The 22,860-nt window shown below is 53.5% G+C and carries 19 protein-coding genes; 12 read left to right on the forward strand and 7 right to left on the reverse strand.

Annotation, left to right across the window (positions count from 1 at the left end):
• Nucleotides 1–76 precede the first annotated feature (76 nt).
• The gene (locus IEV40_RS11780; protein WP_188421896.1) at nucleotides 77–301 is read left to right on the forward strand and encodes a Lar family restriction alleviation protein; all 225 of its coding nucleotides are present in this window, start codon (nucleotides 77–79) and stop codon (nucleotides 299–301) included.
• A 398-nt stretch (nucleotides 302–699) separates the two neighbouring features.
• On the opposite strand, the gene lpxO is transcribed toward IEV40_RS11780, so the two are convergent.
• Nucleotides 700–1,599: a lipid A hydroxylase LpxO gene (lpxO, locus tag IEV40_RS11785; RefSeq protein ID WP_308632396.1), complete on the reverse strand. Its 900-nt coding sequence runs from the start codon at nucleotides 1,597–1,599 to the stop codon at nucleotides 700–702.
• A 200-nt stretch (nucleotides 1,600–1,799) separates the two neighbouring features.
• Here lpxO and IEV40_RS11790 point away from each other — a divergent pair, with 200 nt between their 5' ends.
• Entirely contained in the window at nucleotides 1,800–2,204 is a 405-nt protein-coding gene (locus tag IEV40_RS11790) for a YidB family protein (RefSeq protein WP_188421900.1), read from the forward strand.
• Nucleotides 2,205–2,249: 45 nt separating this feature from the next.
• On the opposite strand, the gene IEV40_RS11795 is transcribed toward IEV40_RS11790, so the two are convergent.
• Entirely contained in the window at nucleotides 2,250–4,475 is a 2,226-nt protein-coding gene (locus IEV40_RS11795) for an NADP-dependent isocitrate dehydrogenase (protein ID WP_188421902.1), read from the reverse strand.
• Nucleotides 4,476–4,668: 193 nt separating this feature from the next.
• On the opposite strand from IEV40_RS11795, the gene IEV40_RS11800 reads away from it, so the two are divergent.
• Entirely contained in the window at nucleotides 4,669–5,244 is a 576-nt protein-coding gene (locus tag IEV40_RS11800; protein WP_188421904.1) for a TetR/AcrR family transcriptional regulator, read from the forward strand.
• Nucleotides 5,245–5,300: 56 nt separating this feature from the next.
• Nucleotides 5,301–6,023, forward strand: a complete 723-nt coding sequence (locus IEV40_RS11805) for a cysteine hydrolase family protein (RefSeq protein WP_188421906.1) — start codon at nucleotides 5,301–5,303, stop codon at nucleotides 6,021–6,023.
• A 63-nt stretch (nucleotides 6,024–6,086) separates the two neighbouring features.
• Here the strand turns inward: IEV40_RS11805 and mnmE are convergent, their stop codons facing one another.
• The 5 genes from mnmE to rpmH all read right to left on the reverse strand — a co-directional run bounded on the left by mnmE (nucleotide 6,087) and on the right by rpmH (nucleotide 10,105).
• Complete coding sequence (mnmE, locus tag IEV40_RS11810) at nucleotides 6,087–7,481, reverse strand: tRNA uridine-5-carboxymethylaminomethyl(34) synthesis GTPase MnmE (RefSeq protein ID WP_188421908.1); 1,395 nt, start codon at nucleotides 7,479–7,481, stop codon at nucleotides 6,087–6,089.
• Nucleotides 7,482–7,593: 112 nt separating this feature from the next.
• Nucleotides 7,594–9,288, reverse strand: coding sequence for a membrane protein insertase YidC (yidC, locus tag IEV40_RS11815; RefSeq protein WP_188421910.1), 1,695 nt, complete (start codon nucleotides 9,286–9,288; stop codon nucleotides 7,594–7,596).
• Between the two features lie 14 nt (nucleotides 9,289–9,302).
• Complete coding sequence (yidD, locus tag IEV40_RS11820) at nucleotides 9,303–9,572, reverse strand: membrane protein insertion efficiency factor YidD (RefSeq protein WP_188421912.1); 270 nt, start codon at nucleotides 9,570–9,572, stop codon at nucleotides 9,303–9,305.
• Complete coding sequence (rnpA, locus tag IEV40_RS11825) at nucleotides 9,569–9,961, reverse strand: ribonuclease P protein component (protein WP_188421914.1); 393 nt, start codon at nucleotides 9,959–9,961, stop codon at nucleotides 9,569–9,571. The genes yidD and rnpA overlap by 4 nt, the downstream gene beginning before the upstream one ends.
• A gap of 9 nt (nucleotides 9,962–9,970) precedes the next feature.
• On the reverse strand, nucleotides 9,971–10,105 hold the full coding sequence (gene rpmH / locus IEV40_RS11830; protein WP_040041456.1) for a 50S ribosomal protein L34: 135 nt from the start codon (nucleotides 10,103–10,105) through the stop codon (nucleotides 9,971–9,973).
• A gap of 340 nt (nucleotides 10,106–10,445) precedes the next feature.
• Here rpmH and dnaA point away from each other — a divergent pair, with 340 nt between their 5' ends.
• From dnaA to IEV40_RS11870, 8 genes are all read left to right on the forward strand, one after another.
• A complete protein-coding gene (gene dnaA / locus IEV40_RS11835) occupies nucleotides 10,446–11,828 on the forward strand; it encodes a chromosomal replication initiator protein DnaA (RefSeq protein ID WP_188421916.1) in 1,383 nt (460 codons plus the stop codon).
• Nucleotides 11,829–12,138: 310 nt separating this feature from the next.
• Nucleotides 12,139–13,245, forward strand: coding sequence for a DNA polymerase III subunit beta (gene dnaN, locus IEV40_RS11840; RefSeq protein WP_188421918.1), 1,107 nt, complete (start codon nucleotides 12,139–12,141; stop codon nucleotides 13,243–13,245).
• 247 nt (nucleotides 13,246–13,492) lie between these two features.
• Nucleotides 13,493–15,988 carry a DNA topoisomerase (ATP-hydrolyzing) subunit B gene (gene gyrB, locus IEV40_RS11845; RefSeq protein ID WP_188421920.1) on the forward strand — a complete coding sequence of 832 codons (2,496 nt, stop codon included), beginning with the start codon at nucleotides 13,493–13,495 and terminating at the stop codon, nucleotides 15,986–15,988.
• Between the two features lie 292 nt (nucleotides 15,989–16,280).
• Complete coding sequence (locus IEV40_RS11850; protein ID WP_188421923.1) at nucleotides 16,281–18,617, forward strand: type I restriction-modification system subunit M; 2,337 nt, start codon at nucleotides 16,281–16,283, stop codon at nucleotides 18,615–18,617.
• On the forward strand, nucleotides 18,614–20,041 hold the full coding sequence (locus tag IEV40_RS11855; protein ID WP_188421925.1) for a restriction endonuclease subunit S domain-containing protein: 1,428 nt from the start codon (nucleotides 18,614–18,616) through the stop codon (nucleotides 20,039–20,041). The genes IEV40_RS11850 and IEV40_RS11855 overlap by 4 nt, the downstream gene beginning before the upstream one ends.
• A 5-nt stretch (nucleotides 20,042–20,046) precedes the next feature.
• Nucleotides 20,047–20,835: a hypothetical protein gene (locus IEV40_RS11860; RefSeq protein WP_188421928.1), complete on the forward strand. Its 789-nt coding sequence runs from the start codon at nucleotides 20,047–20,049 to the stop codon at nucleotides 20,833–20,835.
• A 118-nt stretch (nucleotides 20,836–20,953) separates the two neighbouring features.
• Nucleotides 20,954–21,943 carry a DUF5655 domain-containing protein gene (locus tag IEV40_RS11865; RefSeq protein WP_188421930.1) on the forward strand — a complete coding sequence of 330 codons (990 nt, stop codon included), beginning with the start codon at nucleotides 20,954–20,956 and terminating at the stop codon, nucleotides 21,941–21,943.
• 37 nt (nucleotides 21,944–21,980) lie between these two features.
• Entirely contained in the window at nucleotides 21,981–22,691 is a 711-nt protein-coding gene (locus IEV40_RS11870) for a hypothetical protein (RefSeq protein ID WP_188421932.1), read from the forward strand.
• Nucleotides 22,692–22,860 lie beyond the last annotated feature (169 nt).

Genomic DNA, 22,860 nt, shown 5'->3' on the forward strand with positions numbered 1-22,860 from the left:
ATCAACAAGGAGGAAGCGGCGGAGCTCTAATGAGTTGGCACCATTCGTTTGGCTAGCAATCAAACAGGAGAGAACAATGGACAAGGCACTGAAAGAATGCCCGCTGTGCGGAAGCCCGGCGGAATTGAAGAAGTCTTATTATCTTGAGTCCGAGTTGCCTTACAGCTACGTGCATTGCACGCATGAGGGATGCGCCCTGCATCACAATGCTCCGCATTTCAGCGGCGATATCGAGGCGAAAAACAGCCAGAAGGCCGTCGAATCGTGGAACAAGCGCGAGAATATTCCTGCTCACTCCTGACGTCGTAGTAAATCCTGACGAAACGGCCTGATGCAATTCAGGCCGTTTTTGTTTTCAGCGCATTTGTGCAATCAAGGTGCCGGCATCGCCGCCAGTGCCATGCGCGACGGTAGAGCAGAAGAAGCTGAGCGCAGCGGCGACAAAGAGAAAACCGATGATCGCAAGTTTGCGCATGATGACCTCCATGATGGATTCGCCCGGACGGCCAGTCGCCGCCAAAGCATCATCGCAGTCACTCAGCGTAGCCGATATCGGCAATCGCCACATCCTGTTGTCGGAAAAACGACGATGTTTCCATCCGGCATGCAGCGGCCATGAAAAGTGCCGGCAAGGCGCAAGTCAATGTAGTACCAATAAAAAAGCCCGCCGAAGCGGGCTTTGTACAAAATACAGCGTGTTCAGATCAACACGATGCCGGCGACCAGAGCGATCAGGAATGACCACTTGATGCCGTAGTACAGCGGGCGATTGCGTGCTTTCAGACGTTTGAAGGCGGCGCGTACCGAGTAGATGTATTTGAATGCCTTGTTGACCCCGCCGGTGCGGTCGCCCATATCGTTCGGCGCCGCCGTCGCAGCCATCACCGTGCTGCTGAACCAGTGATTGATCGCTTGCGCCCAGCCCCACTTCATCTGCCGTTCCAGATCGCAGAACAGGATGATGCGGTTCTTGTCGCTTTCGTTGGCAGCCCAGTGAATATAGGTTTCGTCGAAGATCACCGCTTCGCCGTCGCGCCAGCTGTAGCGAATGCCGTCGACATCGATGAAGCAGCGGTCATCGTTCGGCGTCACCAGGCCGAGGTGATAGCGCAGCGAGCCTGCATACGGATCGCGATGCTTGCCAAGATCGGAACCCGGCGGCAACTGCGTGAACATCGCCGCCTTGACACTCGGTATCGAATCCAGCAGGGCCACCGTGCGCGGGCAGCGCTGCACGGCGGACGGGTGGCTTTCGCCGTACCACTTCAGATAGAAACGGGTCCAGCCGCGGCGGAAGAAGGAATTGAAGCCGGCGTCGTCCATGTTGGCCGAAGCCTTGATGGCGCCCTCGCCCTGAAGTGCGATCGCTTCGTCACGGATGATGTGCCAGTTTTCCGCCAGCTTTTTCAGTTCAGGGTAGCTGTCGACGTCGTGGTAAGGCTTGTCGGGCTGGCTGGAAAACAGCGTCATGAACGCGTTGATCGGCGCCATGAAGGTCGAGTGGTCCGTCGACTGGCGCAGCCAGCGATAGCGTATCTTGCCGCGGAAATGCGTGTAGCAGACGCTGGCGAGAAACAGCGTGATAAGGGTCCATTTAATCATGGCAGAGGGCTGTGATTACGGTGGGAGAGTCGTTAGGAAAGACGCAGTAAAAATGCGAAAAAACAAATTGTACTCAACTGCCGTCGATCTTGTTTGGCGATCAACGCGTGTTAGCATTTGCGCAACGCCTTCCAAGGCGTATCGGTACATGAATGTGCATGATGTCGACTGTCGCATTTTCTGAAAAGGAGAACCGTATGGGCTTACTGGATAACCTGACGAATATGACCGCTGGCGCATTGGGGAAGGATGGCGGTGGCGGCTTGCTGCCGATCGTTTTGAAGCAGCTGGCCAATTACCCGGGTGGGATACAGGGATTGATTGCCAACTTTCAGCAAGGCGGATTGGGAGAGATTGTGCAGTCGTGGATTGGCTCGGGAGCGAATCTGCCTGTGACGGCCGATCAACTGGGCAGTGTGCTGGCGCCGTCTACCGTGGATAACATTGCCGCCGAGAGCGGACAGAGCAAGCCGGCCGTGCTTGAAGCGTTGACCGGGCTGTTACCGAAGATCGTCGATCAAGCAACGGAAGGCGGCAATGTGCCGGCTTCCGGTAGTTTCGATGCGTCTGCCCTGCTCGGCATGCTGACCAAGCTGGGCTAAGAAGAAACATCCGGTTTCGGCGCAAGAGCCGAAACCGGAAGGCGATCAGGCGATCGCGTTCAGGATGTTGTTCAGCGTGGTGCTGGGACGCATTGCCTGACTGGTCTTGGCGGTATCGGGATGATAGTAGCCGCCAATATCGACGCCCTTGCCTTGTGCTGCTTTCAGTTCGGCGACGATGGTCGCTTCCTGCGCGGTCAATGCTTCGGCCGGCGCCTTGAACTGCGCAGCCAATACTTTATCTTCAGTCTGCGTCGCCAGCGCCTGTGCCCAGTACAGCGCCAGATAAAAATGGCTGCCACGATTGTCCAGGCCGCCGATCTTGCGTTCCGGCGACTTGTCATTGTCGAGAAACTTGCCGGTAGCTTCGTCCAGCGTCTTCGCCAGCACCAATGCCCGCTTGTTGCCGTCGGCATGGCCCAGATGCTCCAGCGACGCAGCCAACGCCATGAACTCGCCGAGCGAATCCCAGCGCAGGAAATCTTCCTCGACGAACTGCTGCACGTGCTTCGGTGCGGAACCGCCGGCGCCGGTTTCGAACAGACCGCCGCCAGCCATCAGCGGCACGATGGACAGCATCTTTGCACTGGTGCCCAGTTCCATGATCGGGAACAGATCGGTCAGGTAATCACGCAGCACATTGCCAGTGACGGAGATCGTGTCCTGGCCTTTGCGGATGCGTTCCAGCGTGAACTTCGTCGCCTCGACCGGCGACAGGATGCGCAGGTCCAGACCCTTGGTGTCGTGGTCCTTCAGATAGCGGTTCACCTTGGCGATGATCTGTGCATCGTGCGCACGCTGGTCGTCGAGCCAGAACACGGCCGGCGTATTCGTCGCGCGTGCGCGGTTGATGGCAAGCTTGACCCAGTCCTGCACCGACGCATCCTTGGTCTGGCACATGCGGAAGATGTCACCGGCTTCGACTTTCTGTTCCAGCACCACCGTGCCTTTTTCATCGGTGACGCGTACCGTGCCGTCGGCCGGGATTTCGAAGGTCTTGTCGTGCGAGCCGTATTCCTCGGCAGCCTGCGCCATCAGGCCGACGTTGGGCACCGTACCCATCGTGACCGGATCGAAAGCGCCGTTCTTCTTGCAATCGTCGATGACGGCCTGGTAGATGCCGGCGTAGCAGCGATCGGGAATGACGGCCTTTGCATCCTGCAGCTTGCCTTCGGCGTCCCACATCTTGCCGGATTCACGGATCATCGCCGGCATCGAGGCGTCGATGATGGTGTCGCTCGGCACGTGCAGGTTCGTGATGCCCTTGTCGGAATTGACCATCGCGACAGCGGCGCGCTGCGTGTAAGCGGCCTGTACATCCTTTTCGATTTCAGCCTGCTTGTCGGCCGGCAGCGCCTTGATGCGTGCGTACAGATCGCCGATACCATTGTTCGGATCGAAGCCGATTTCCTTCAGCGTTGCGGCATGCTTGGCCAGTGCATCCTTGTAGAACACAGATACCGCATGGCCGAAGATGATCGGGTCGGACACCTTCATCATCGTCGCCTTCAGGTGTACCGAGAACAGTACGCCGTTTGCCTTCGCGTCGTTTATCTGTGCTTCAAGAAAATCGCGCAGGGTTTTTTTGCTCAGGACGGCAGCGTCGACGATCTCGCCTGCCTTGACCGCAACTTTTTCCTTCAACACGGTCGTCTTGCCGTCGGCAGTCGCCAGCGCGATTTGCAGATTGCCTGCCTGTTCGACTACGGCGGACTTTTCGCTGCCGTAGAAATCGCCGCTGCTCATGTGTGAGACGTGCGTCTTTGAATTGGCATTCCACGCGCCCATCTTGTGCGGGTGCTTGCGTGCGTAGTTCTTCACCGACAGCGGTGCGCGACGATCCGAGTTGCCTTCGCGCAGCACCGGATTGACGGCGCTGCCCTTGATCTTGTCGTAGCGCGCCTTGACGTCCTTTTCCTTGTCGTCCTTCGGCTCTTCCGGATAGTCGGGCAGCTTGTAACCCTGCTGTTGCAGTTCCTTGATTGCCGCCTTCAACTGCGGAACCGATGCGCTGATGTTCGGCAGCTTGATGATGTTGGCTTCCGGTTTTGTCGCCAGCTCGCCGAGTTCAGCCAGCGCCGGGCCGATTTTCTGGCTGTCGGTCAGGAATTCGGGAAACGCCGCGATGATGCGGCCGGCCAGCGAGATGTCCCGTGTTTCGACGGCGATGCCGGATGAGCGGGTGAAAGCCTCGACGATAGGCAGCAGCGAATAGGTTGCCAGTGCAGGCGCTTCGTCGGTCAGGGTGTAGATGATTTTGGAGGTAGGCATGATGTGAATGAGTGAATGAAGCCGCGCGCAGCAAGCGCAATAGCAGCATTGTCGCCAAAATCCGGGTTATCCGCAAAGGGCGCGAAGCTGCTGCCGGCGAAGAAGGCGTCGGATTTTGCCGACGAACATGTTGACAGCCGATACGTTGGCGATCAAAATTCAATAACCGACCAGTCGTCTATAAATTATTCTCATGCCACGTCCAGCCAATCCTGAAGTCAGAGAGCGCCTGTTGTCGCTTGGCCGCCAAGTCGTGCACGAAAACGGCTATCACGCTTGCGGCGTACAGGATATTACGGCAGCTGCCGGCATTCCCAAGGGGTCTTTTTACAGCTATTTCTCTAGCAAGGAAGCATTTGCCGGTGAAATTCTCGAGGCGTATTGGTCCGAGATCGAAGCATTGCAGACAAATGTGCGGCAAACCAAAGACCCATTGACGGCATTGCGTACGCACTTTCGTTTGATTGCCGATTTCCATGCCCGAACCAATTTCGCGCGAGGCTGCCTGATCGGCAATCTGGCGATTGAACTTGGCGGCAGCAACGATACATTGCGCGCGCAATTGGAGGACTTGTTCAAACGGTGGGAGGCGGCGGTCGAGGCCAAGGTAGCCGCTGTACTGCCGAAAGCATCTATGGCCGAACGCCGCAATATTGCGGCCTCATTGGTGGATGCGTTCGAGGGCGCCGTCATGCGCGCCAAAATCGACCGCAATCGTGGGTCGTTCGATCGATTCGACAAAACTTTGGCAGCAAGGCTCAGCAGCTGAAATTTTTTTGATTTATTTATAGACGACTGGTCACTTATATTTGAAAGGAAATTGCCATGTCTACTCCACATCAGCATCACAATCCGTATGCCGATCCGCAGGATCCACTATTCAAACCGACCGGGTTCGTACTTGATCCCACGCGTGCTGCGCTGGTGGTAGTCGATCCGCAGAACGACTTCCTTAGTCCGCAAGGCGTGAGTTGGCCTTTTTTCGGCGATAGCGTAACGGAGAACAATGTTGTGGCCCATCTCGAAGAACTGTTCGCCGCTGCGAAGCGGGCCGGCATGACGGTCGCCGTCTCGCCGCATTACTATTATCCAAACGATCACCAATGGCAATTTGGTGGCCCGCTCGAACATGTCATGCATGAGATCAACATGTTTGCACGACGCGGACCGTTGACGTTGGAGGAATTCGAGGGATCCGGCGCGGATTTTCTCGAGTCGCTTAAACCATACATCCTGGATGGAAAAACCATCATCGCGTCACCGCACAAGGTATATGGTCCAGAATCAAACGATCTCGCCTTGCAATTGCGGAAACGGGGCGTGTCACAAATTCTGCTGGCGGGGATGGCTGCGAATCTGTGTATCGAATCGCATCTGCGCGAACTGATTGAGCAGGGATTTGAAGTCGCAGTAGTGCGCGACGCCACTGCGGGGCCGCGGATACCGGAAGGCGACGGCTATCTGGCTGCCATGATCAACTTCCGATTTCTCGCGCATGCATTGCCGACGACGGCGGAAGCAATCGCACAGATGAGCCGCGCAGTGTAATCGTTGTTAATAAACAGCCGCTTTCAATTGAACTTGAGGCGACTGTCCGTAACGGCGAGATTTCTATTTCCCGATGCAGAAACGACTGAAGATCACACCCAGCAAATCATCCGACGTGAACTCGCCGGTGATGCTGGACAGGCGTTCCTGTGCCAGACGCAGTTCTTCGGCGAACAGATCGAGTGCCGGTGCAGAAGCTTCGCTGTCATGCGCCGCGTGCTGGGCTGCCATTTCCAGATGGTCGTGCGCGGATTTCAGTGCGATCAGGTGACGCTCACGTGCGAGGTACAGCGACTCGCCGGTCTGCTGCCAGCCGACCAGGCGCAGCAGTTCGCTACGCAACAAGTCCGTGCCGGATAGATCGGCAGCCGACAGATAGATATGTGTGGCATCCGGCATGCGATCGATGGCCGGCTTGTGGCCGGACAGGTCGATCTTGTTCCAGATGCGGATGACCGGCACGTTCAGCGGGAAGCGTGCGACGATTTCTTCATCTTCCCGCGTAGGGCCGCGGCTGGCGTCCAGCATATGGACGATGACGTCGGCTTTATCAACGGCCGACCATGTGCGTGCGATACCGATGCGTTCGACTTCGTCGGTGGCGTCGGAAGCACCGCGAATACCGGCGGTGTCGATGATGTTGATCGGGATGCCTTCGATCTGGATGGTCTCGATCACTTTGTCGCGCGTGGTGCCGGCGATCGGCGTGACGATGGCAACATCGTTGCCGGCTAGTGCGTTCAACAGCGACGACTTGCCGACGTTGGGCTGGCCGGCCAGCACGATGTTCAGGCCGTCGCGCAGCAGTGCGCCTTGCGCCGATTGCTTGAACACCTGTTGCAACGCTTCGCGGATCGCATCGAGCTGACCCCGTGCATCGGATTGCTGCAGGAAATCGATTTCTTCTTCCGGGAAGTCCAGCGTCGCTTCAACCAGCATGCGCAGGCGCGTGACACGTTCAACCAGATCGTGAATGGTTTTCGAGAATGCACCAGACAGCGATTCCGATGCGGATTTGGCCGCAGCTTCCGTCGATGCTTCGATCAGATCGGCGACCGCTTCGGCCTGGGCCAGATCCAGTTTGTCGTTGAGGAAGGCGCGGTGCGTGAATTCGCCCGGTTGCGCCATGCGCAGGCCGATGCCCTCGCCGGCCTGCAGGCAGCGCGTCAGCAGCATCTGCAGCACGACAGGGCCACCGTGGCCTTGCAGTTCCAGTACGTCTTCACCAGTGTAGGAGTGCGGCGCCTTGAAATGGATGGCCAGTCCCTTGTCGATGATGCTGCCATCGCCGTTGAGAAAGCCCAGATACGTTGCCTGCCGCGGTTGCAGTGGCTTATTGGGGCCGCAAACGGCTGTGATGACGGAGGAAAGATCTTTGCCGGAGATGCGGACGATGCCGATACCGCCGCGCCCCGGTGCGGTGGCGATGGCGGCGATGGGAGAAGAGTCGAAGTTCATGGAGCCATTCTATGTTTGTTCAAACAGGCAGCGCAACTGAACAGCAATAAAAAAAGCCCGTGAAGTCACGGGCTTTTTGAATACTTCTGGTAGCGGTGCGCTTTATATCTTCTTACGCCTTCTTGCCGCTGTTGATCTTGCGGTTGATCGCCCATTGCTGCGCGATCGACAGGATGTTGTTGACCACCCAGTACAGCACGAGGCCGGCTGGGAAGAAGAAGAACATGATCGAGAACGCGATCGGCATGAACATCATGATCTTCGCCTGGATCGGATCCGGTGGTGTCGGATTCATCTTGGTCTGGAAGAACATCGACACGGCCATCAGGATCGGCAGGATACCGATCGTCAGATGGAAGCCGAAGATGTTGTAGGCGCCGAACAGTACGTCAGGCGAGGCTAGATCGGAAATCCATAGCCATGGTGCATTACGCATTTCGACGCTGGCGAGCAGCACCCAGTACAGCGAAATGAAGACAGGGATCTGGATCGCAATCGGGAAGCAGCCGCCGAGCGGATTGATCTTCTCGGTCTTGTACAGCTCCATCATCGCCGCGTTCATCTTTTGCGGATCACCCTTGTAGCGGGTGCGGATGTCGGTCATCTTCGGCGTGACCAGCTTCATTCTTGCCATGCTGCGATAGCCGGCAGCCGACAGCGGGAAGAATGCCAGCTTGATCAGGATGGTCAGGACGATGATGGTCCAGCCCCAGTTACCGAGGATCTGGTGGATGTGCGTCATCAGCCAGAAGATCGGGCGCGCGATGATCGTCAGCCAGCCATAGTCCTTGACCAGCTCGAAGCCAGGCGCGACTTCTTCCAGACGGGTGGATTCCTGCGGACCGGAATACAGCGTGGTGTCCATCGAAGCGGTGGCGCCAGGTGCGATCGTGCCCACCGGCAGGATGGATCCGACGGCATACAGATTGGTTGCCAGTTTGCGCGTATAGATTTCCTGCTGCACGTCTGCCGGCGGAACGAAGGCGGATACGAAGTAATGCTGAACCATTGCAATCCAGCCATCCTTCGTCTTGGTTGCATGTTCAACCTTGCCTTCTTCGATCGAATCGAATTTGATCTTCTGGAACTTGTCAGCGTCGCTGTAGACGGCCGGACCGGTGAATGTGCTGTAGAAGTGCGATTCGTTGTCCACCTTGCCGCCATCACGCACCAGTTGCAGATACAGCGACGGCGTAATCGGCGCGCCGGTGTTGTTGACGATATCGTGCTTGATGTCGACGCGGTAGTCGTTACGCTTGAACGTGAACGTCTTGATCAGTTTGACGCCGCCCTGCTCGGCCGTCATCACCAGTTGCAGCTGGTCGGCATTGCCGAGGTCGCGCGAACCCGGTTGCACGGTGAACATCGTCTTGTGATTCGGATAGACGCCACCTGTCAGGCCTGTTTGGCCCAGATACGTACGTTCCGGCGTGGAATCGAACAGCACGAGATTTTTGTCCGGATGGCCGCTCTCGTGATGCTTCAGCAGCTCGAGACGACGAATCTCGCCGCCGGCGGTATCGATCTCGGCTTTGATCAAGTCCGTCGTAATGGTGATGCGCTCGTTTTTCGAAGCAGCGGCGACTTCGGCTGGCACGCCGCCGGTTGACGTTGCCGTTTGCGTAGCCGTCGGGACATGCGCGTCTGCAGCCGCAGCTTCCGGCTTGGAGCCGGCAGCCGGTGCGGCTTTTTGCGTGGTGTCCGGTCCGAAAATCGGCGGCTTGCCGACATAACGGTTGTAGCTGTCCCACAGCATCAGCAGCGAAAACGAGAACACAACCCACAGGATGGTACGTTTGGTATCCATAAGCTCTTACTTAATCAGGTTCGGGAATGGCCGCAACCGCAAGCGGTTGAAGAAGAGGAAGTTTGCGTCGGCGATCCGGGGACGGGATCGACACCGCCAGGGTGCCAAGGGTGGCATTTGCACAGTCGCTTAGTCGACAGCCAGCTGCCTTTCAGTGCGCCGTGCCGACCGATCGCTTCGATCGCATACTGCGAGCAGCTGGGATAGAAGCGGCAATTCTGGCCGAGGAAGGGACTGATGCCCAATTGATAGGCGCGCACCAGTAGCAACAGCAAGGTCTTCATGCGTTTGCCTCCGATGTGCGCAGGCGCTGGGAATCGAACAACCGCGTCAATTCTTCACGCAACAACACGCGCAGACCGGCGCTGGTAGCGGGCGCCGTTTTTGTATTGACGGGTTGCGACAAGCGAACGACGCAGTCGATTGACGGCAGCGCTGTTTGTCGAAACAGTTCGCGTGTCATGCGCTTGATGGTGTTGCGCGTCACGGCGCGGGGGGCGAGGCGTTTGGCGACAACCACGCCCAGGCGGGCGTGCGGTAGCTCAGTCTTGCGTGTATAGAGGACGAAATGCGCGGTTCGATACACGGGACGCAAACGAAAAACGGATGAAAATTCATCCGTTTTAACGATCCGTCGATCGCGTGCAAACTCGAACGAACGGTCGCCGGTCACGCCATCTGCTTAGACAGCCAGGCGCTTACGGCCCTTGGCGCGGCGTGCATTGAGCACGGCGCGGCCGCCACGGGTCGCCATACGAACGCGGAAGCCGTGGGTGCGCTTGCGGCGTACGACGGAAGGTTGATAAGTACGTTTCATTTTGTTGTCTCGCTAATCGGCAAAAGTAATCGGAACATCACGCGCCCATCGCTTGGACGTGGGCAAAAGCTGGCGCATGTTGATTGCCTCTGAAGCGACAACGCAACGGTCCAACATCGTGGGTAGTGAACCCGGAATTAAACAGCATTTTCCGCTTGTTTGTCAATTACTTAGCGCTGTTTAGACGGTCTGGCAACTTTTGAAATAAACCGCCAGCCTGTGGATAACTTCGTTCGACGAGGGTAGAATAGCGCGACGCGTGGCGGCCGTCAGGCATCAATAGACCACCCAAGGGAAGGCAGCAAGGCCTCTCTATATAAGAGATCAAAGCAGACGATTCATGGAAAACTTTTGGCAAACCTGCTCCGCCCGCCTGGAACAGGAGTTGACGCCTCAACAATACAGCGCGTGGATCAAGCCGCTGGCGCCGCTCGATTACGAGGACGGTACCTTGCGCATCGCCGCGCCGAATCGTTTCAAGCTGGACTGGGTCAAAGCCCAGTTCGCCAGCCGCATCACTACCCTCGCCGCCGAATTCTGGGAAATGCCGGTCGACGTCCAGTTTGTGCTGGATCCGCGTCTGTCCGCTGCCAGGAAACCGGCGTTGCGCACAACCAACGGTGAGGCGCCATCGGATAATGATATGCCGGTCGGAATGCCGGAAGCGATTCCGGTGCCAGTCGAGGAAGCGCCACGGCGCGACCAGAGTCGCATCAATACCGCATTGACGTTCGACAGTTTCGTGACGGGCAAGGCCAACCAACTGGCCCGTGCGGCAGCCATCCAGGTCGCCAACAATCCGGGCAGTTCGTACAACCCGCTGTTCCTGTATGGCGGCGTCGGCCTTGGCAAAACCCATTTGATCCACGCGATCGGCAACCAGATTCTGGCCGACAATCCCAACGTCAAGATTCGCTATATCCATGCAGAACAGTACGTTCGCGACGTAGTGACTGCTTACCAGCGCAAGGGTTTCGACGACTTCAAGCGCTATTACCATTCGTTGGATCTGCTGCTGATCGATGACGTGCAGTTCTTCGCCGGCAAGAGCCGTACGCAGGAGGAATTCTTCTACGCATTCGAGGCACTGATTGCGTCGAAGAAACAGATCATCATCACCAGCGATACCTATCCGAAGGAAATTTCCGGTCTGGACGAGCGGCTGATTTCACGCTTCGATTCCGGCCTGACGGTTGCCGTCGAGCCGCCGGAGCTGGAAATGCGAGTAGCGATTCTGCTGAAAAAGGCGGAACAGGAAGGCGTGACCTTCTCCGACGACGTTGCCTTCTTTGTAGCCAAGCACCTGCGCTCCAACGTGCGCGAGCTGGAAGGCGCGCTGCGCAAGATTCTTGCTTACTCCCGTTTCCACGGGAAAGACATCACGATCGAGGTCGTCAAGGATGCGCTGAAGGACCTGCTGTCGGTGCAGAACCGCCAGATTTCCGTCGAGAACATCCAGAAAACGGTTGCCGACTTCTTCAATATCAAGGTCGCCGACATGTATTCGAAGAAACGTCCGGCCAATATTGCCCGGCCGCGACAGATTGCGATGTACCTGGCCAAAGAATTAACGCAAAAGAGTCTGCCCGAGATCGGCGAGCTGTTCGGCGGCCGAGATCATACAACCGTGTTGCATGCGGTGCGCAAGATCGGAGCCGACCGAAGCAAGAGTCCGGAATGCAACCATGAGTTGCATGTGCTGGAGCAAACGCTAAAAGGTTGAACTGCCTACGCGCCTGTGGATAACTTTGTGGATATCCGTAGGATAAGTGGTGGATAGCAGGTGGATAAGTCGGATTAGGGACAAAATCACGCCGGCTTGGGGTTTTTGACCGGGTGTTTCTGTCAAAATACACCGTTGTTGCCGAGCGTCCGGCCATGCAGGAAGCGTGTTCTTGTTATCGCCTTCCTGCAAGTGAGACAAGCGGACATCGCGGCAAGCGCCGGCGGGCGTGACAAAATCGCCGGCGTTTGATTTTTATTGAGCACTGCTTCGCGCATTTGTTTAACTATCTATCGATAAGGATCTAACTATGCAATTGGTCAAAGCCCAACGAGATGCGCTGTTGCGTCCGTTGCAGATAGTGAGTGGTATTGTCGAGCGTCGGCACACGCTGCCGATTCTGGCCAATATCCTCATTCGCAAGGATGGTGAGCGCGTTTCTTTCCTATCGACCGACATCGAAGTCCAGATCACCACGCATGCGCAGGTCGGCAGCGGTAACGATGCGGCATCCACCACGGTCGCCGCGCGCAAGCTGCTGGACATCCTGCGTGCGCTGCCTGATTCCGGTGATGTTGCCCTGTCGCTGGCGAACAAGCGCATGACGGTGCAGTCCGGCAAGTCGCGCTTTGCATTGCAGACGCTGGCCGCCGAGGAATTCCCGACGGTTGCCCAGGCCGAGCAATACAACGCCAAGGTCACGTTGCCGCAGAAGGCGCTGAAGCACCTGTTCAACATGGTGCACTTCTCGATGGCGCAGCAAGACATTCGCTATTACCTGAATGGCCTGTTGCTGGTGGTCGATGGCAAGAATGTGATTGCCGTTGCGACCGACGGTCACCGCCTCGCGTTTTGCCAGGTTGCGACCGAGCAGGAATTCCCGCGCCAGGAAGTCATCATTCCGCGCAAGACCATCCTCGAACTGCAGCGTCTGCTGGAAGAAAACGACCAGCCGGTCGATCTGGAAATCGCGACCAATCAGGTCAAGCTGACCTTCAGCGATATCGAACTGATTTCGAAGCTGGTCGAAGGCAAGTTCCCGGATTACACCCGCGTGGTGCCGAAGGGCTACAAGAACAACTTCACGATCGGCCGTGACACCTTGCTGCGTTCGTTGCAGCGTGCGGCCATCATGACGTCCGACAAGTTCAAGGGCGTGCGCTGTGTGATCGCGCCCGGCAGCATGAAGATCAGTTCCACCAACGCCGATCAGGAAGAGGCAGTGGAAGAAGTTGAAATCGACTACGGCGGCGATAGCGTCGATATCGGTTTCAACGTCACCTACCTGCTCGACGTGCTGAACAATCTCAAGAGCGACAATGTGAACATTGCGCTTGGCGATGCCAATTCATCGGCATTGTTGACCGTACCGGAAAATCCCGACTTCAAGTATGTCGTGATGCCGATGCGTATTTGATAAGGGCTTTTTGCACACGTAAAAACGCCTTTTGTTTTTCCCCAATGATTGGGCGTGCGAAATCTCGTTTTAAAGCGTTTTCAGAGTGAAAAACTGCTTTAAAAACAGGGACTTCGCCCCCAATTAGGATGAATACTGCAACAACTGTTTTCGACGCCTTTTCCCCCATTCCCTCCGCGCTTTTCCGCGAAGCCGAGCAAGAAAAGACCTCACCGTTGCTTCATCCGTCACCGTAATAAAGGTAGCCATGTCCGCGATCCCGAACGAGAACCCATCCTCGCAATCCGCCCAGTACGGCGCGTCGTCCATCCAGATCCTCGAAGGCCTGGAAGCCGTACGCAAACGTCCTGGCATGTACATCGGCGATACGTCGGACGGCACAGGCCTGCATCACTGCGTCTTCGAAGTGCTGGATAACTCCATCGATGAAGCGCTGGCAGGCCACTGCAGCGAAATCCACGTCACCATCCATTCGGACAACTCGATCTCGATCACCGATAACGGTCGCGGCATTCCGACCGGCATCAAGTGGGACGACAAGCACGATCCGAAACGCAGCGCGGCCGAGATCGTGATGACCGAGCTGCACGCCGGCGGCAAGTTCGACCAGAACTCGTACAAGGTTTCCGGCGGCCTGCACGGCGTGGGCGTGTCCTGCGTGAATGCACTGTCGAAAACGCTGAAGCTGACGATTCGTCGCGATGGCAAAGTGCATTCGATGGAATTCTCGCGTGGCGTACCGGTTAATCGTGAAATTGAAACCATCGACGGCCAGGTCGTCTCGCCGATCAAGGTGCTGGGTGAAACCGACAAGCGCGGCACTGAAGTGCACTTCTGGGCCGACGAGGAAATTTTCAACAACGTCGAATTCCATTACGACATTCTCGCCAAGCGTATTCGCGAACTGTCGTTCCTGAACAATGGCGTGCACATCAAGCTGACCGATCAGCGTACCGGCAAGGAAGAAGATTTCGCGTTCGAAGGTGGCACGCGGGGCTTTGTTGAATACATCAACAAGGCGAAGAGCGTCCTGCACCCGACCGTCTTCCAGGCAACCGGCGAGCGTGAATCGGAACAAGGCACGCTTGTCGGCGTTGACGTTTCCATGCAATGGAACGACGCGTACAACGAACAGGTGCTCTGCTTCACCAATAACATTCCGCAACGCGACGGCGGCACGCACCTGACGGGTTTGCGTGCAGCAATGACGCGCGTCATCAACAAGTACATCGAAGAAAACGACTTTGCCAAGAAAGCAAAAGTTGAAGTTTCTGGCGACGACATGCGTGAAGGTTTGACCTGCGTGCTATCCGTCAAGGTGCCGGAACCGAAGTTCAGCTCGCAGACCAAAGACAAGCTGGTGTCTTCTGAGGTGCGCGGCCCGGTCGAAGAGATCGTTGCCAAGACGCTGACCGACTTCCTGATGGAGAAGCCGAACGACGCCAAGATCATCTGCGGCAAGATCGTCGAAGCGGCACGCGCACGCGAAGCCGCACGCAAAGCGCGCGAACTGACGCGTCGCAAGGGTGTGATGGACGGCCTCGGCCTTTCCGCCAAGCTGGCTGACTGCCAGGAAAAAGATCCTGCACTGTGCGAACTGTATATCGTCGAGGGCGACTCTGCAGGCGGCTCTGCCAAGCAAGGCCGTGACCGCAAGTTCCAGGCGATCCTGCCGCTGCGCGGCAAGGTGCTGAACGTCGAGAAGGCGCGTTTCGAGAAAATGCTGTCGAGCGAACAGATCACTACGTTGATTGCCACGCTCGGCACCAGCATCGGCGTCGATGAATTCAACATCGACAAGCTGCGTTATCACCGCATCATTATCATGACCGATGCGGACGTCGACGGCGCCCACATCCGCACGCTGCTATTGACATTGCTGTATCGCCAGATGCCGCAACTGGTCGAGCGCGGCCACGTCTACATCGCGCAGCCGCCGCTGTACAAGGTCAAGCATGGTAAAGACGAGCGTTATCTGAAAGACGATCTGGAAGAAGCTGTCTACATGATGCAGATCGCATTGAACGATGCTTCCATCACGCCGAACGAAGGTGCCGCACCGATTACGGGTGAAGCATTGTCGGAACTGGTTCGTCAGTACAACACGTCCAACGCGATCATCAATCGCCTGACGCGCACGATCGATTCGGCTGCCCTCACCGCGATCATGACAGGCGTTACGCTGGATCTCGGCTCGCAACAGGTAGCGGAAGATTCAGCTGTTCGCCTGCAGCAAGGCATCGACGATCCGGCCGTCAAGGTCAGCGTTGTGCACGACGAACTGGCAGATAAGTTCGCATTGCGCATCGAGCGCATGTATCACGGCAATATCAAGGTCACCGGTTTCGATGCTGATTTCGTCGCTGGTCCGGATTACGGGGTACTTGCATCAGCCGCAGCAACCTTCAAGGGTTTGATCGGCCCAGGTGCCACCGTACAGCGCGGCGCTGGTGACAAAGCCAAGGTCAGCGCCATCGGTGATTTCCATCAGGCGATGAACTGGCTCCGCGGTGAAGCCGAACGTAGCGTTGGCAAGCAACGCTACAAAGGTCTGGGCGAGATGAACCCGGAACAGCTGTGGGAAACGACGATGGACCCGAACGTGCGTCGCCTATTGAAGGTGCAGATCGAAGATGCGATTGCAGCGGATCAGATCTTCACGACGCTGATGGGTGATGATGTGGAGCCGCGCAGAGCGTTTATCGAATCGAATGCGCTGGCTGCGGGGAATATTGATATTTAATCTTGTTGTAGGTTCTCAAAATATCTGAAATATTCTCAATTATGTGAAACAAGAAAAGGCTCCTAAGGAGCCTTTTTTATACAGAATGAGTTCTGGTTAATGTAGAACACTTTAGTTACGGACTAAATATGGCCATCCATATATGAGATGTGTCACAGCCGAAGTTTACCGCCAAACCAAAATGTTCGGCATGTCGATGATTGATATCATTATTCAGAAAAAAGGTCTGATTTAGATCTAGTTCATTTCAAATATTAGAAATAATAAGAAATCCAAATTCGGGAAGTAACCAATGACAATTACACTCGCCACTCTGCTTAAAGACAGTGGTTATAAGCTCAATCAGTTCAAGCCGGTTCAAATCGCCACGCTGGAAGCTGCTATTACGATCAAAGAATCAGGGAAGAAAGAAGTGCCTTACGTCACGTGTTTAGTGCGCGGCAAGCCGATTAGGCTAACGCCTGAAGAGGCGGTTCGGCAGCTTTATGTGATGGCCTTGCGCGACGATCTCAATTATCCGGTCAGTCGGATGGAAGTCGAGCACGAAGTTACCTTTGGTCGTGAGAAGAAGCGCGCCGATATCTGTGTCTTCGACAAAGACAAGATTACCTCGCCCTATATCCTTGTTGAAGTTAAGAAGCCTAAACTAAAAGACGGTAAGGAGCAGCTTAAGAGTTATTGCAACGCTACAGGTGCGCCGATGGGCGTCTGGACTAACGGCGAGCAAATCTCTTATTACCACCGCAAAGATCCTAACTACTTCGAAGACATTCCTGCCATTCCCTCGGAGCACGAGAAGCTGTCGGACATTTTGGCTGAGCGCTGGACTATCGACGATCTGGTGCGGTTGGACAAGTTGGTGAATGAGCGAAAGTCCCTTAAGGACCTTATCTTGGAAATGGAGGATGAAGTCCTCGCGAACGCTGGCGTAGATGTGTTTGAGGAATTGTTCAAGCTGATATTTACCAAGCTTTACGATGAAATGGAAAGTGGTCGTGACAAAAAGCGGCACCTTATTTTTAAAAATTACGGGGACACTGAAACCGAACTGAAGGCCAAGATTCAAGGCTTGTTCGATAAGGCTAGCGCCAAGTGGGAAGGGGTGTTCTCTGACGGTGCGAAGATCGAATTGACCCCTAGCCACCTCGCTGTCTGCGTGGCCTCGCTTGAAAAGGTCAAACTCTTTAATTCCAATCTCGAAGTTGTTGATGAGGCTTTTGAATATCTCATTAACAAATCGAGCAAGGGCGAGAAAGGACAATACTTTACACCGCGTTACGTCATCGACATGTGTGTGAAGATGATGAATCCGCAGGAGTGGGAAACCCTAATAGATACTGCCTCCGGAAGTTGTGGCTTTCCAGTGCATGGCATCTTTCACGTCTGGGAGCAGATCATGAAGGAAGAGGGACTATCCAAGAGTCACCTCTTCACTACCGAGAAGAAGCCCGCGCGGTGTGAAGACTATGTGCGAAATAAGGTCTTCGCTATTGACTTCGATGAAAAAGCAGTGCGCGTCGGACGCACTCTTAACCTGATTGCGGGTGATGGACAAACTAATGTGCTGCATCTCAATACCTTGGATTATGAACGTTGGGACGAAAAGACCAGCGACGAACAATGGATCGACATCTACGGCGAAGGTTGGAAGCGCTTGCGCAAATTGCGTGTCGACAAGACTAGCAACCGCGATTTTTGCTTCGACGTGCTAATGGCCAATCCACCGTTTGCTGGCGATATCAAGGAAACTCGTATACTCGCTAAGTACGAATTGGCTCGCACTGTCAGCTACGAAAAAATCGCTAAGGTCGATCCGGCTGATTCTTACATTGTCGATGCCCGCAAGCGTCCGCCTACTTTTACTGAGGGGCTGCACGCTAGCAATGAAACTATCTTCCAAACGGCCGATGGCAGTTATCGCAAGGTTAAGATCAAGCATCAGAACACTGTAGGTCGAGACATCCTTTTCATTGAAAGAAACCTTTCTTTCCTTAAACCTGGTGGGCGCATGGCCGTAGTGTTGCCACAAGGCCGTTTCAACAATGCCGGCGACAAGGACTTGCGCGAATATCTAAATGAACATTGCCGCATCCTTGCCGTCGTCGGCTTGCACGGCAATGCCTTCAAGCCACACACTGGGACTAAGACCAGCGTACTGTTTGTGCAGAAGTGGAATGATGATCCCAAAGCTGGGCCGTTATGTCCAAAGAAGGCTGACTACCCGATCTTTTTCGCTACGATGCGCGAGCCTTCTAAGGATAGCTCTGGTGACAAAATTTATCGGGCTGTACGACATAGTATGACGGCGAACGAAATCGCGGAGTGTATAGCACTAAAGGAAAAGTGGAGGCGCTTGGATGAAGAGCTAGCAATACTTCGTACCAAAGCACGTAACGACAACCCAACAGAGGGTGATCAACGGCGACTCAGCGAAATCGAAGCTTTGCAAGCGGAAAGCTCAGAAGAGATAAAAAAAGCCAGTATTGATCTGGATGCACCTTTACTTGATGATCACGGACACTTAATCGTCAAACATGACTTGTTCAATCATGATGGCAAGACGGAGGACGGCATTGCCGAGGCGTTCATCGAGTTCGCTAAGAAGGAGAAATTAAGTTTTTTTCGATGAGCCCCTGCGATGAGTTGCGCTACGCGCGCTTGTTGGAGGGGCTGGAAGTAACTATCCTACCTTATAGCGAAGCAATTTCGGCTGACCCTACCGGGCGACTCGATTCCTCTTTTTTTGAGAAACGATTTATTGAGATCCGCAAACGAGCGGCAGCATGGGATCGTCTAGACATTCATGCCAAATCTGTCGTATGTGGTCCTTTCGGTTCGAATCTTCTAAATGAGAATTATGTGGAACGTGGAGTTCCGATGATTCGTCCTTTTAATCTACGCGATTGCCGGTCTGATCAAGGTGACATTGCCTTGCTAAAAGCCTCCTTCGTTGACGACGAAGAACTAAAAACCTTCGGGCGAAATACGGTGATGTTTGCACGTGTTGGTGAAGTTGGCGCAGGAGTCAATCTATATGATCGAGCGACGATTAGCCCGAACATCATCGCCGCAGAACTGTTAAAAACTGTCAATCCATACTTTGTTGGTGTGTTTGCCAACACAAAATTCGGGCGGCTTCAATTAGAGGCGGGAATGAAGGTTGTGGCACAGCCAACTATTTCGACCGACTCGATTCGGGCGTTACGAATTCCTCCACTTAATCAAGATTTTCAGCGAAAAATTGCCGAGATGTTTATGAAGGCGGTAGATTTGGAAGATCGCGGAGTCAAACTACTTACCGATGCTGAGAAATTTCTTCTTCATGCGCTCGGCCTCAAAGAATGGAAAATTCCCGACCCACTTACCTATCTGCGCAGCAGCCGTGAGGCGTTCGCCGCAGGCCGGCTTGATGCCGAACACTTCAAACCAAAATACGACGAATTGCTTGAGTATCTTGAGAAAACCGGCGAAGCAAAGGCGCTTGGCTCTATGTTGGCGATAAATGAACGGGGTAATCAACCAGAATACGCTGAAAAAGGTCTACCAGTTGTCAATTCAAAGCATGTTTTTGGCGGTGAGATTCGACTCGATGCTGAAAATAGGGTGGCGGCAGAAGATGCCGCTAAAATCTTGATTGAACCGAATGATGTGTTGATGAATGGCACTGGCGTAGGGACCATCGGTCGTAGTGCTCCCTATCTTCATTCTGGCAAAGCTATCCCTGATAATCATGTAACCATACTGCGTCCTAAGCCTAACGTAATCGATCCGATTTATCTTTCTGTATTTATTAATAGCGTTGCTGGCCAAATGCAGGTCGAGCAGCGTTTGCATGGTTCATCTGGTCAGATCGAACTTTATCCATCCGATATTGCTGAGTTCGTTATTTGGGTCGCACCTGAAGAAATACAGAAAAAGGTTCGTCAAGCTATCGAAAACGGATTTACATCAAAGCAGCGAGCGATTCACCTTCTCGATACCGCAAAGCATGCCGTCGAGATCGCCGTGGAGCAGAATGAAAGGGCGGCTCTAGATTACCTTAGAGGGATTTGATAACCATGCCAAACACATTCATCGAGAATCGTGAGGGCTGGTTGCGGCTTTCCGAGATTGATTACCTTGGACAGTTCGTTAAGGTGTGGCTTGCGTTTAACGCTTGGTATCGCAACGCATATTCCGAGACGCAGGATCGAAAAATTCTCAATGAACTTAAGTGGAACGCTAACCCGGTCGGCAACGCGCTGCGTCCACTATTAGAGACTCTGTCTGAGGACGCGGAGCAATTTCGAAGTGATATTGGACTTCTTCATCATCGTTTAGAGCACTATGAAATTCAGACGGGTAAAGCCGAAGACAAGCATCGAATTACGTTTCGTAAGGTATATCTGCGTGACAGAGGGCCGAAAGTTGAGACAATTAACTCTTATGGATACACCTTTAAGGTTGATCGTAAAGCAAATGGTTCCTTGGATACCACTGTATTGAACAGAGCTCGAGCGCCAATATTGCAACATCAGCAGCAAAAATACGACCTTGAAGAGTTAGAAGCCATTCCTGCTTTTGGCACTTTACGACCTACACAGAAAAATTGTCTGCGAGAGCTTTACGAAGCCTCGGCCCCTCGAGAGATTCTAGACCTTCTGACGCAGAAAGATATTGAGCCGATAAAATGCGGATCGTTTTCGTTTTATTGCTCCCGTGAGGAATTATTTGCTGCAGCAGTTGAGGCTGTTTATCTCTTGCGATGCCATTTGTTTCATGGAGAATTATCGCCAACTAAACAGGCATCGGAATGCTATGAGCCCGCATATCGAATCGTCCGGCGATTTCTGACTTGTGTAACTTGAAAACCGGAAGCAATGAAGAACTAGTCGTTATTAATAGCGAACTCATTCATGCTGATCTCCGGAAAATACGAATCGGAATTTTACGAAATCTTGGTTATACGGATGAGAGGTTTTATCAATGAGCGATATCAAACTTTTCAAAGTCAACGACGGTAAGGTCACCGAGCTGCAAGGTGATACATCTGACCTAGAAAAACCACTACAAACTCTAATCGAGGCCAACCTCGAACCCTTACTCCGCATTCGCTTTTTGGCAACCGAATACTCCACTGGCAAGACGCACGGTGGGCGTATTGATTCGCTAGGGTTGGACGAAAACAACTGTCCGGTGATTTTGGAGTACAAGCGTTCGGTCGGTGAAAACGTTATCAATCAGGGGCTGTTTTACCTCGATTGGTTGATGGATCATCAGGCCGAATTCAAGCTACTGGTGATGGATAGGCTCGGCAAAATGGCGGCGGATGCTATCGATTGGAGTGCGCCTAGGTTAGTCTGCATTGCGGCAGATTTCACTAAATACGATGGACACGCAGTTCAGCAAATTAACCGCAATATCGAGCTTATTCGTTATCGTCGTTTTGGTGAAGAACTGCTTCTATTTGAGTTGGCTAATACGTCGAGCGATCCTTTTGCAAAGGCGCATGGAAATAAGGCAACAAAACTAATTAAAGATGTAGGAAATTCCTCTTCTGTGCAAGCAAAGCCTGTAGGCCCAGACAAATCATACGCAGAAATTTTGCCAACTCTTTCAGAGCCCTTGAAAGAAGTTCTTGCCTCGTTAGAAAATTACATGCTTTCACTAGGCGATGATGTACAGCGTAAGGAATTACGCTTATACGTTGCTTTCAAGCGTCTGAAGAACTTTGCAACGGTGGTATTGCAGAAGAATCGATTAATGCTCTATCTGCACCTTGATCCCGCTTCTGTTGTTCAAAGTTTATCTAATGCCCGAGATGTTGCTCAGCTCGGTCATTGGGGTACTGGAGATACAGAGGTGCCTCTGGCTTCAATGGAAGACTTTGATGCTGTTAAGCCGTTTATTGTGGCGGCTTATGAGGGACGGGCACTTACTCATATGCATAGTCAAGCCAAACCGCTCGATTCCTGAAAAGGTTTGTCTTTGGTGCCGATAATTTTTAAACAGAATGCCAAATACTTCTTTTTCTGGTTTCGCGGTTAAACCCCCTATTAATCGCAAAAAGAATCGAACAAAAATTCATTGGAATAGTTTGCTCCCAATATTAATAAGCATATTGGGTATCGGTGCTTGGATTGCAGGAGAGGCGTTTTATACGGGTTATTGGAATGCGGCTGGAGTGCGGCCGATAGTTTCAATGAGCTTGCAACAAACAGCATTTGCTGGTTTTGCCGCTGCGTATTACAACTGGGCCTGGTTGCCAGTGGTACTAGGTATTTTTTCCCTATATATCGCAGTTCTTTCATTTGGCTTTAAAAATAAGAGTCCATTAAAAATCTTGTGGATTATTAAATCAAAGAAATGGTGGGATGAAAATGTTGAAATCGACAAAACGTTGAGCAAGCTCTTTAAGTCTCTGTTAGTCGCAGCAATTCTCTTTTTTATTTTGATACTGACGCCACTTACCTTATGGGTGATCAAGGCCATGGAGGACGGTAAGAACGTATTTTATAAACAGGCTTGCGCTGTAAAAGCAGCAAAGACTTTGCCTAGTAAAATCATGCTCGACGATGGTACGGCAATTGGTGGACGAATTTTAGCCAGATCTGAACACTTAATTGTATTTTTGACTGATACATCAATTGATGTGATCGCCATCGATGGAGAAAAAAGTAGGTTGCTTGATTCAACTCATGTAAGCCTCACGAAATGTTTATAGGGTCCTCATATTGGCGGCCCTATCTTAAACAAAAGTTACTGGCTGACGATAGGGATTAGACGAGCTTTCTAGCCCTGAAGCATTGCATTCATGGAAGTAATTCATCGAAAAATAATGCGTAAAGAGTACGCAGGATTCCAGGTGCATAACCAGATTTCGTGCGATGATG

It is taken from the genome of Oxalicibacterium solurbis (genome assembly GCF_014635845.1).
Lineage (GTDB): Bacteria > Pseudomonadota > Gammaproteobacteria > Burkholderiales > Burkholderiaceae_D > Oxalicibacterium > Oxalicibacterium solurbis.

What these genes read in the sequence shown, in the direction of transcription:
- IEV40_RS11870 (WP_188421932.1), top strand. Translation starts at nt 21,981, where the DNA reads ATGCCAAATACTTCTTTTTCTGGTTTCGCGGTTAAACCCCCTATTAAT.
- yidC (WP_188421910.1), bottom strand. Translation starts at nt 9,288, where the DNA reads ATGGATACCAAACGTACCATCCTGTGGGTTGTGTTCTCGTTTTCGCTG.
- yidD (WP_188421912.1), bottom strand. Translation starts at nt 9,572, where the DNA reads ATGAAGACCTTGCTGTTGCTACTGGTGCGCGCCTATCAATTGGGCATC.
- IEV40_RS11860 (WP_188421928.1), top strand. Translation starts at nt 20,047, where the DNA reads ATGCCAAACACATTCATCGAGAATCGTGAGGGCTGGTTGCGGCTTTCC.
- rpmH (WP_040041456.1), bottom strand. Translation starts at nt 10,105, where the DNA reads ATGAAACGTACTTATCAACCTTCCGTCGTACGCCGCAAGCGCACCCAC.
- IEV40_RS11855 (WP_188421925.1), top strand. Translation starts at nt 18,614, where the DNA reads ATGAGCCCCTGCGATGAGTTGCGCTACGCGCGCTTGTTGGAGGGGCTG.
- dnaN (WP_188421918.1), top strand. Translation starts at nt 12,139, where the DNA reads ATGCAATTGGTCAAAGCCCAACGAGATGCGCTGTTGCGTCCGTTGCAG.
- IEV40_RS11850 (WP_188421923.1), top strand. Translation starts at nt 16,281, where the DNA reads ATGACAATTACACTCGCCACTCTGCTTAAAGACAGTGGTTATAAGCTC.
- IEV40_RS11800 (WP_188421904.1), top strand. Translation starts at nt 4,669, where the DNA reads ATGCCACGTCCAGCCAATCCTGAAGTCAGAGAGCGCCTGTTGTCGCTT.
- IEV40_RS11865 (WP_188421930.1), top strand. Translation starts at nt 20,954, where the DNA reads ATGAGCGATATCAAACTTTTCAAAGTCAACGACGGTAAGGTCACCGAG.
- dnaA (WP_188421916.1), top strand. Translation starts at nt 10,446, where the DNA reads ATGGAAAACTTTTGGCAAACCTGCTCCGCCCGCCTGGAACAGGAGTTG.
- IEV40_RS11790 (WP_188421900.1), top strand. Translation starts at nt 1,800, where the DNA reads ATGGGCTTACTGGATAACCTGACGAATATGACCGCTGGCGCATTGGGG.
- IEV40_RS11805 (WP_188421906.1), top strand. Translation starts at nt 5,301, where the DNA reads ATGTCTACTCCACATCAGCATCACAATCCGTATGCCGATCCGCAGGAT.
- IEV40_RS11780 (WP_188421896.1), top strand. Translation starts at nt 77, where the DNA reads ATGGACAAGGCACTGAAAGAATGCCCGCTGTGCGGAAGCCCGGCGGAA.
- gyrB (WP_188421920.1), top strand. Translation starts at nt 13,493, where the DNA reads ATGTCCGCGATCCCGAACGAGAACCCATCCTCGCAATCCGCCCAGTAC.
- mnmE (WP_188421908.1), bottom strand. Translation starts at nt 7,481, where the DNA reads ATGAACTTCGACTCTTCTCCCATCGCCGCCATCGCCACCGCACCGGGG.
- IEV40_RS11795 (WP_188421902.1), bottom strand. Translation starts at nt 4,475, where the DNA reads ATGCCTACCTCCAAAATCATCTACACCCTGACCGACGAAGCGCCTGCA.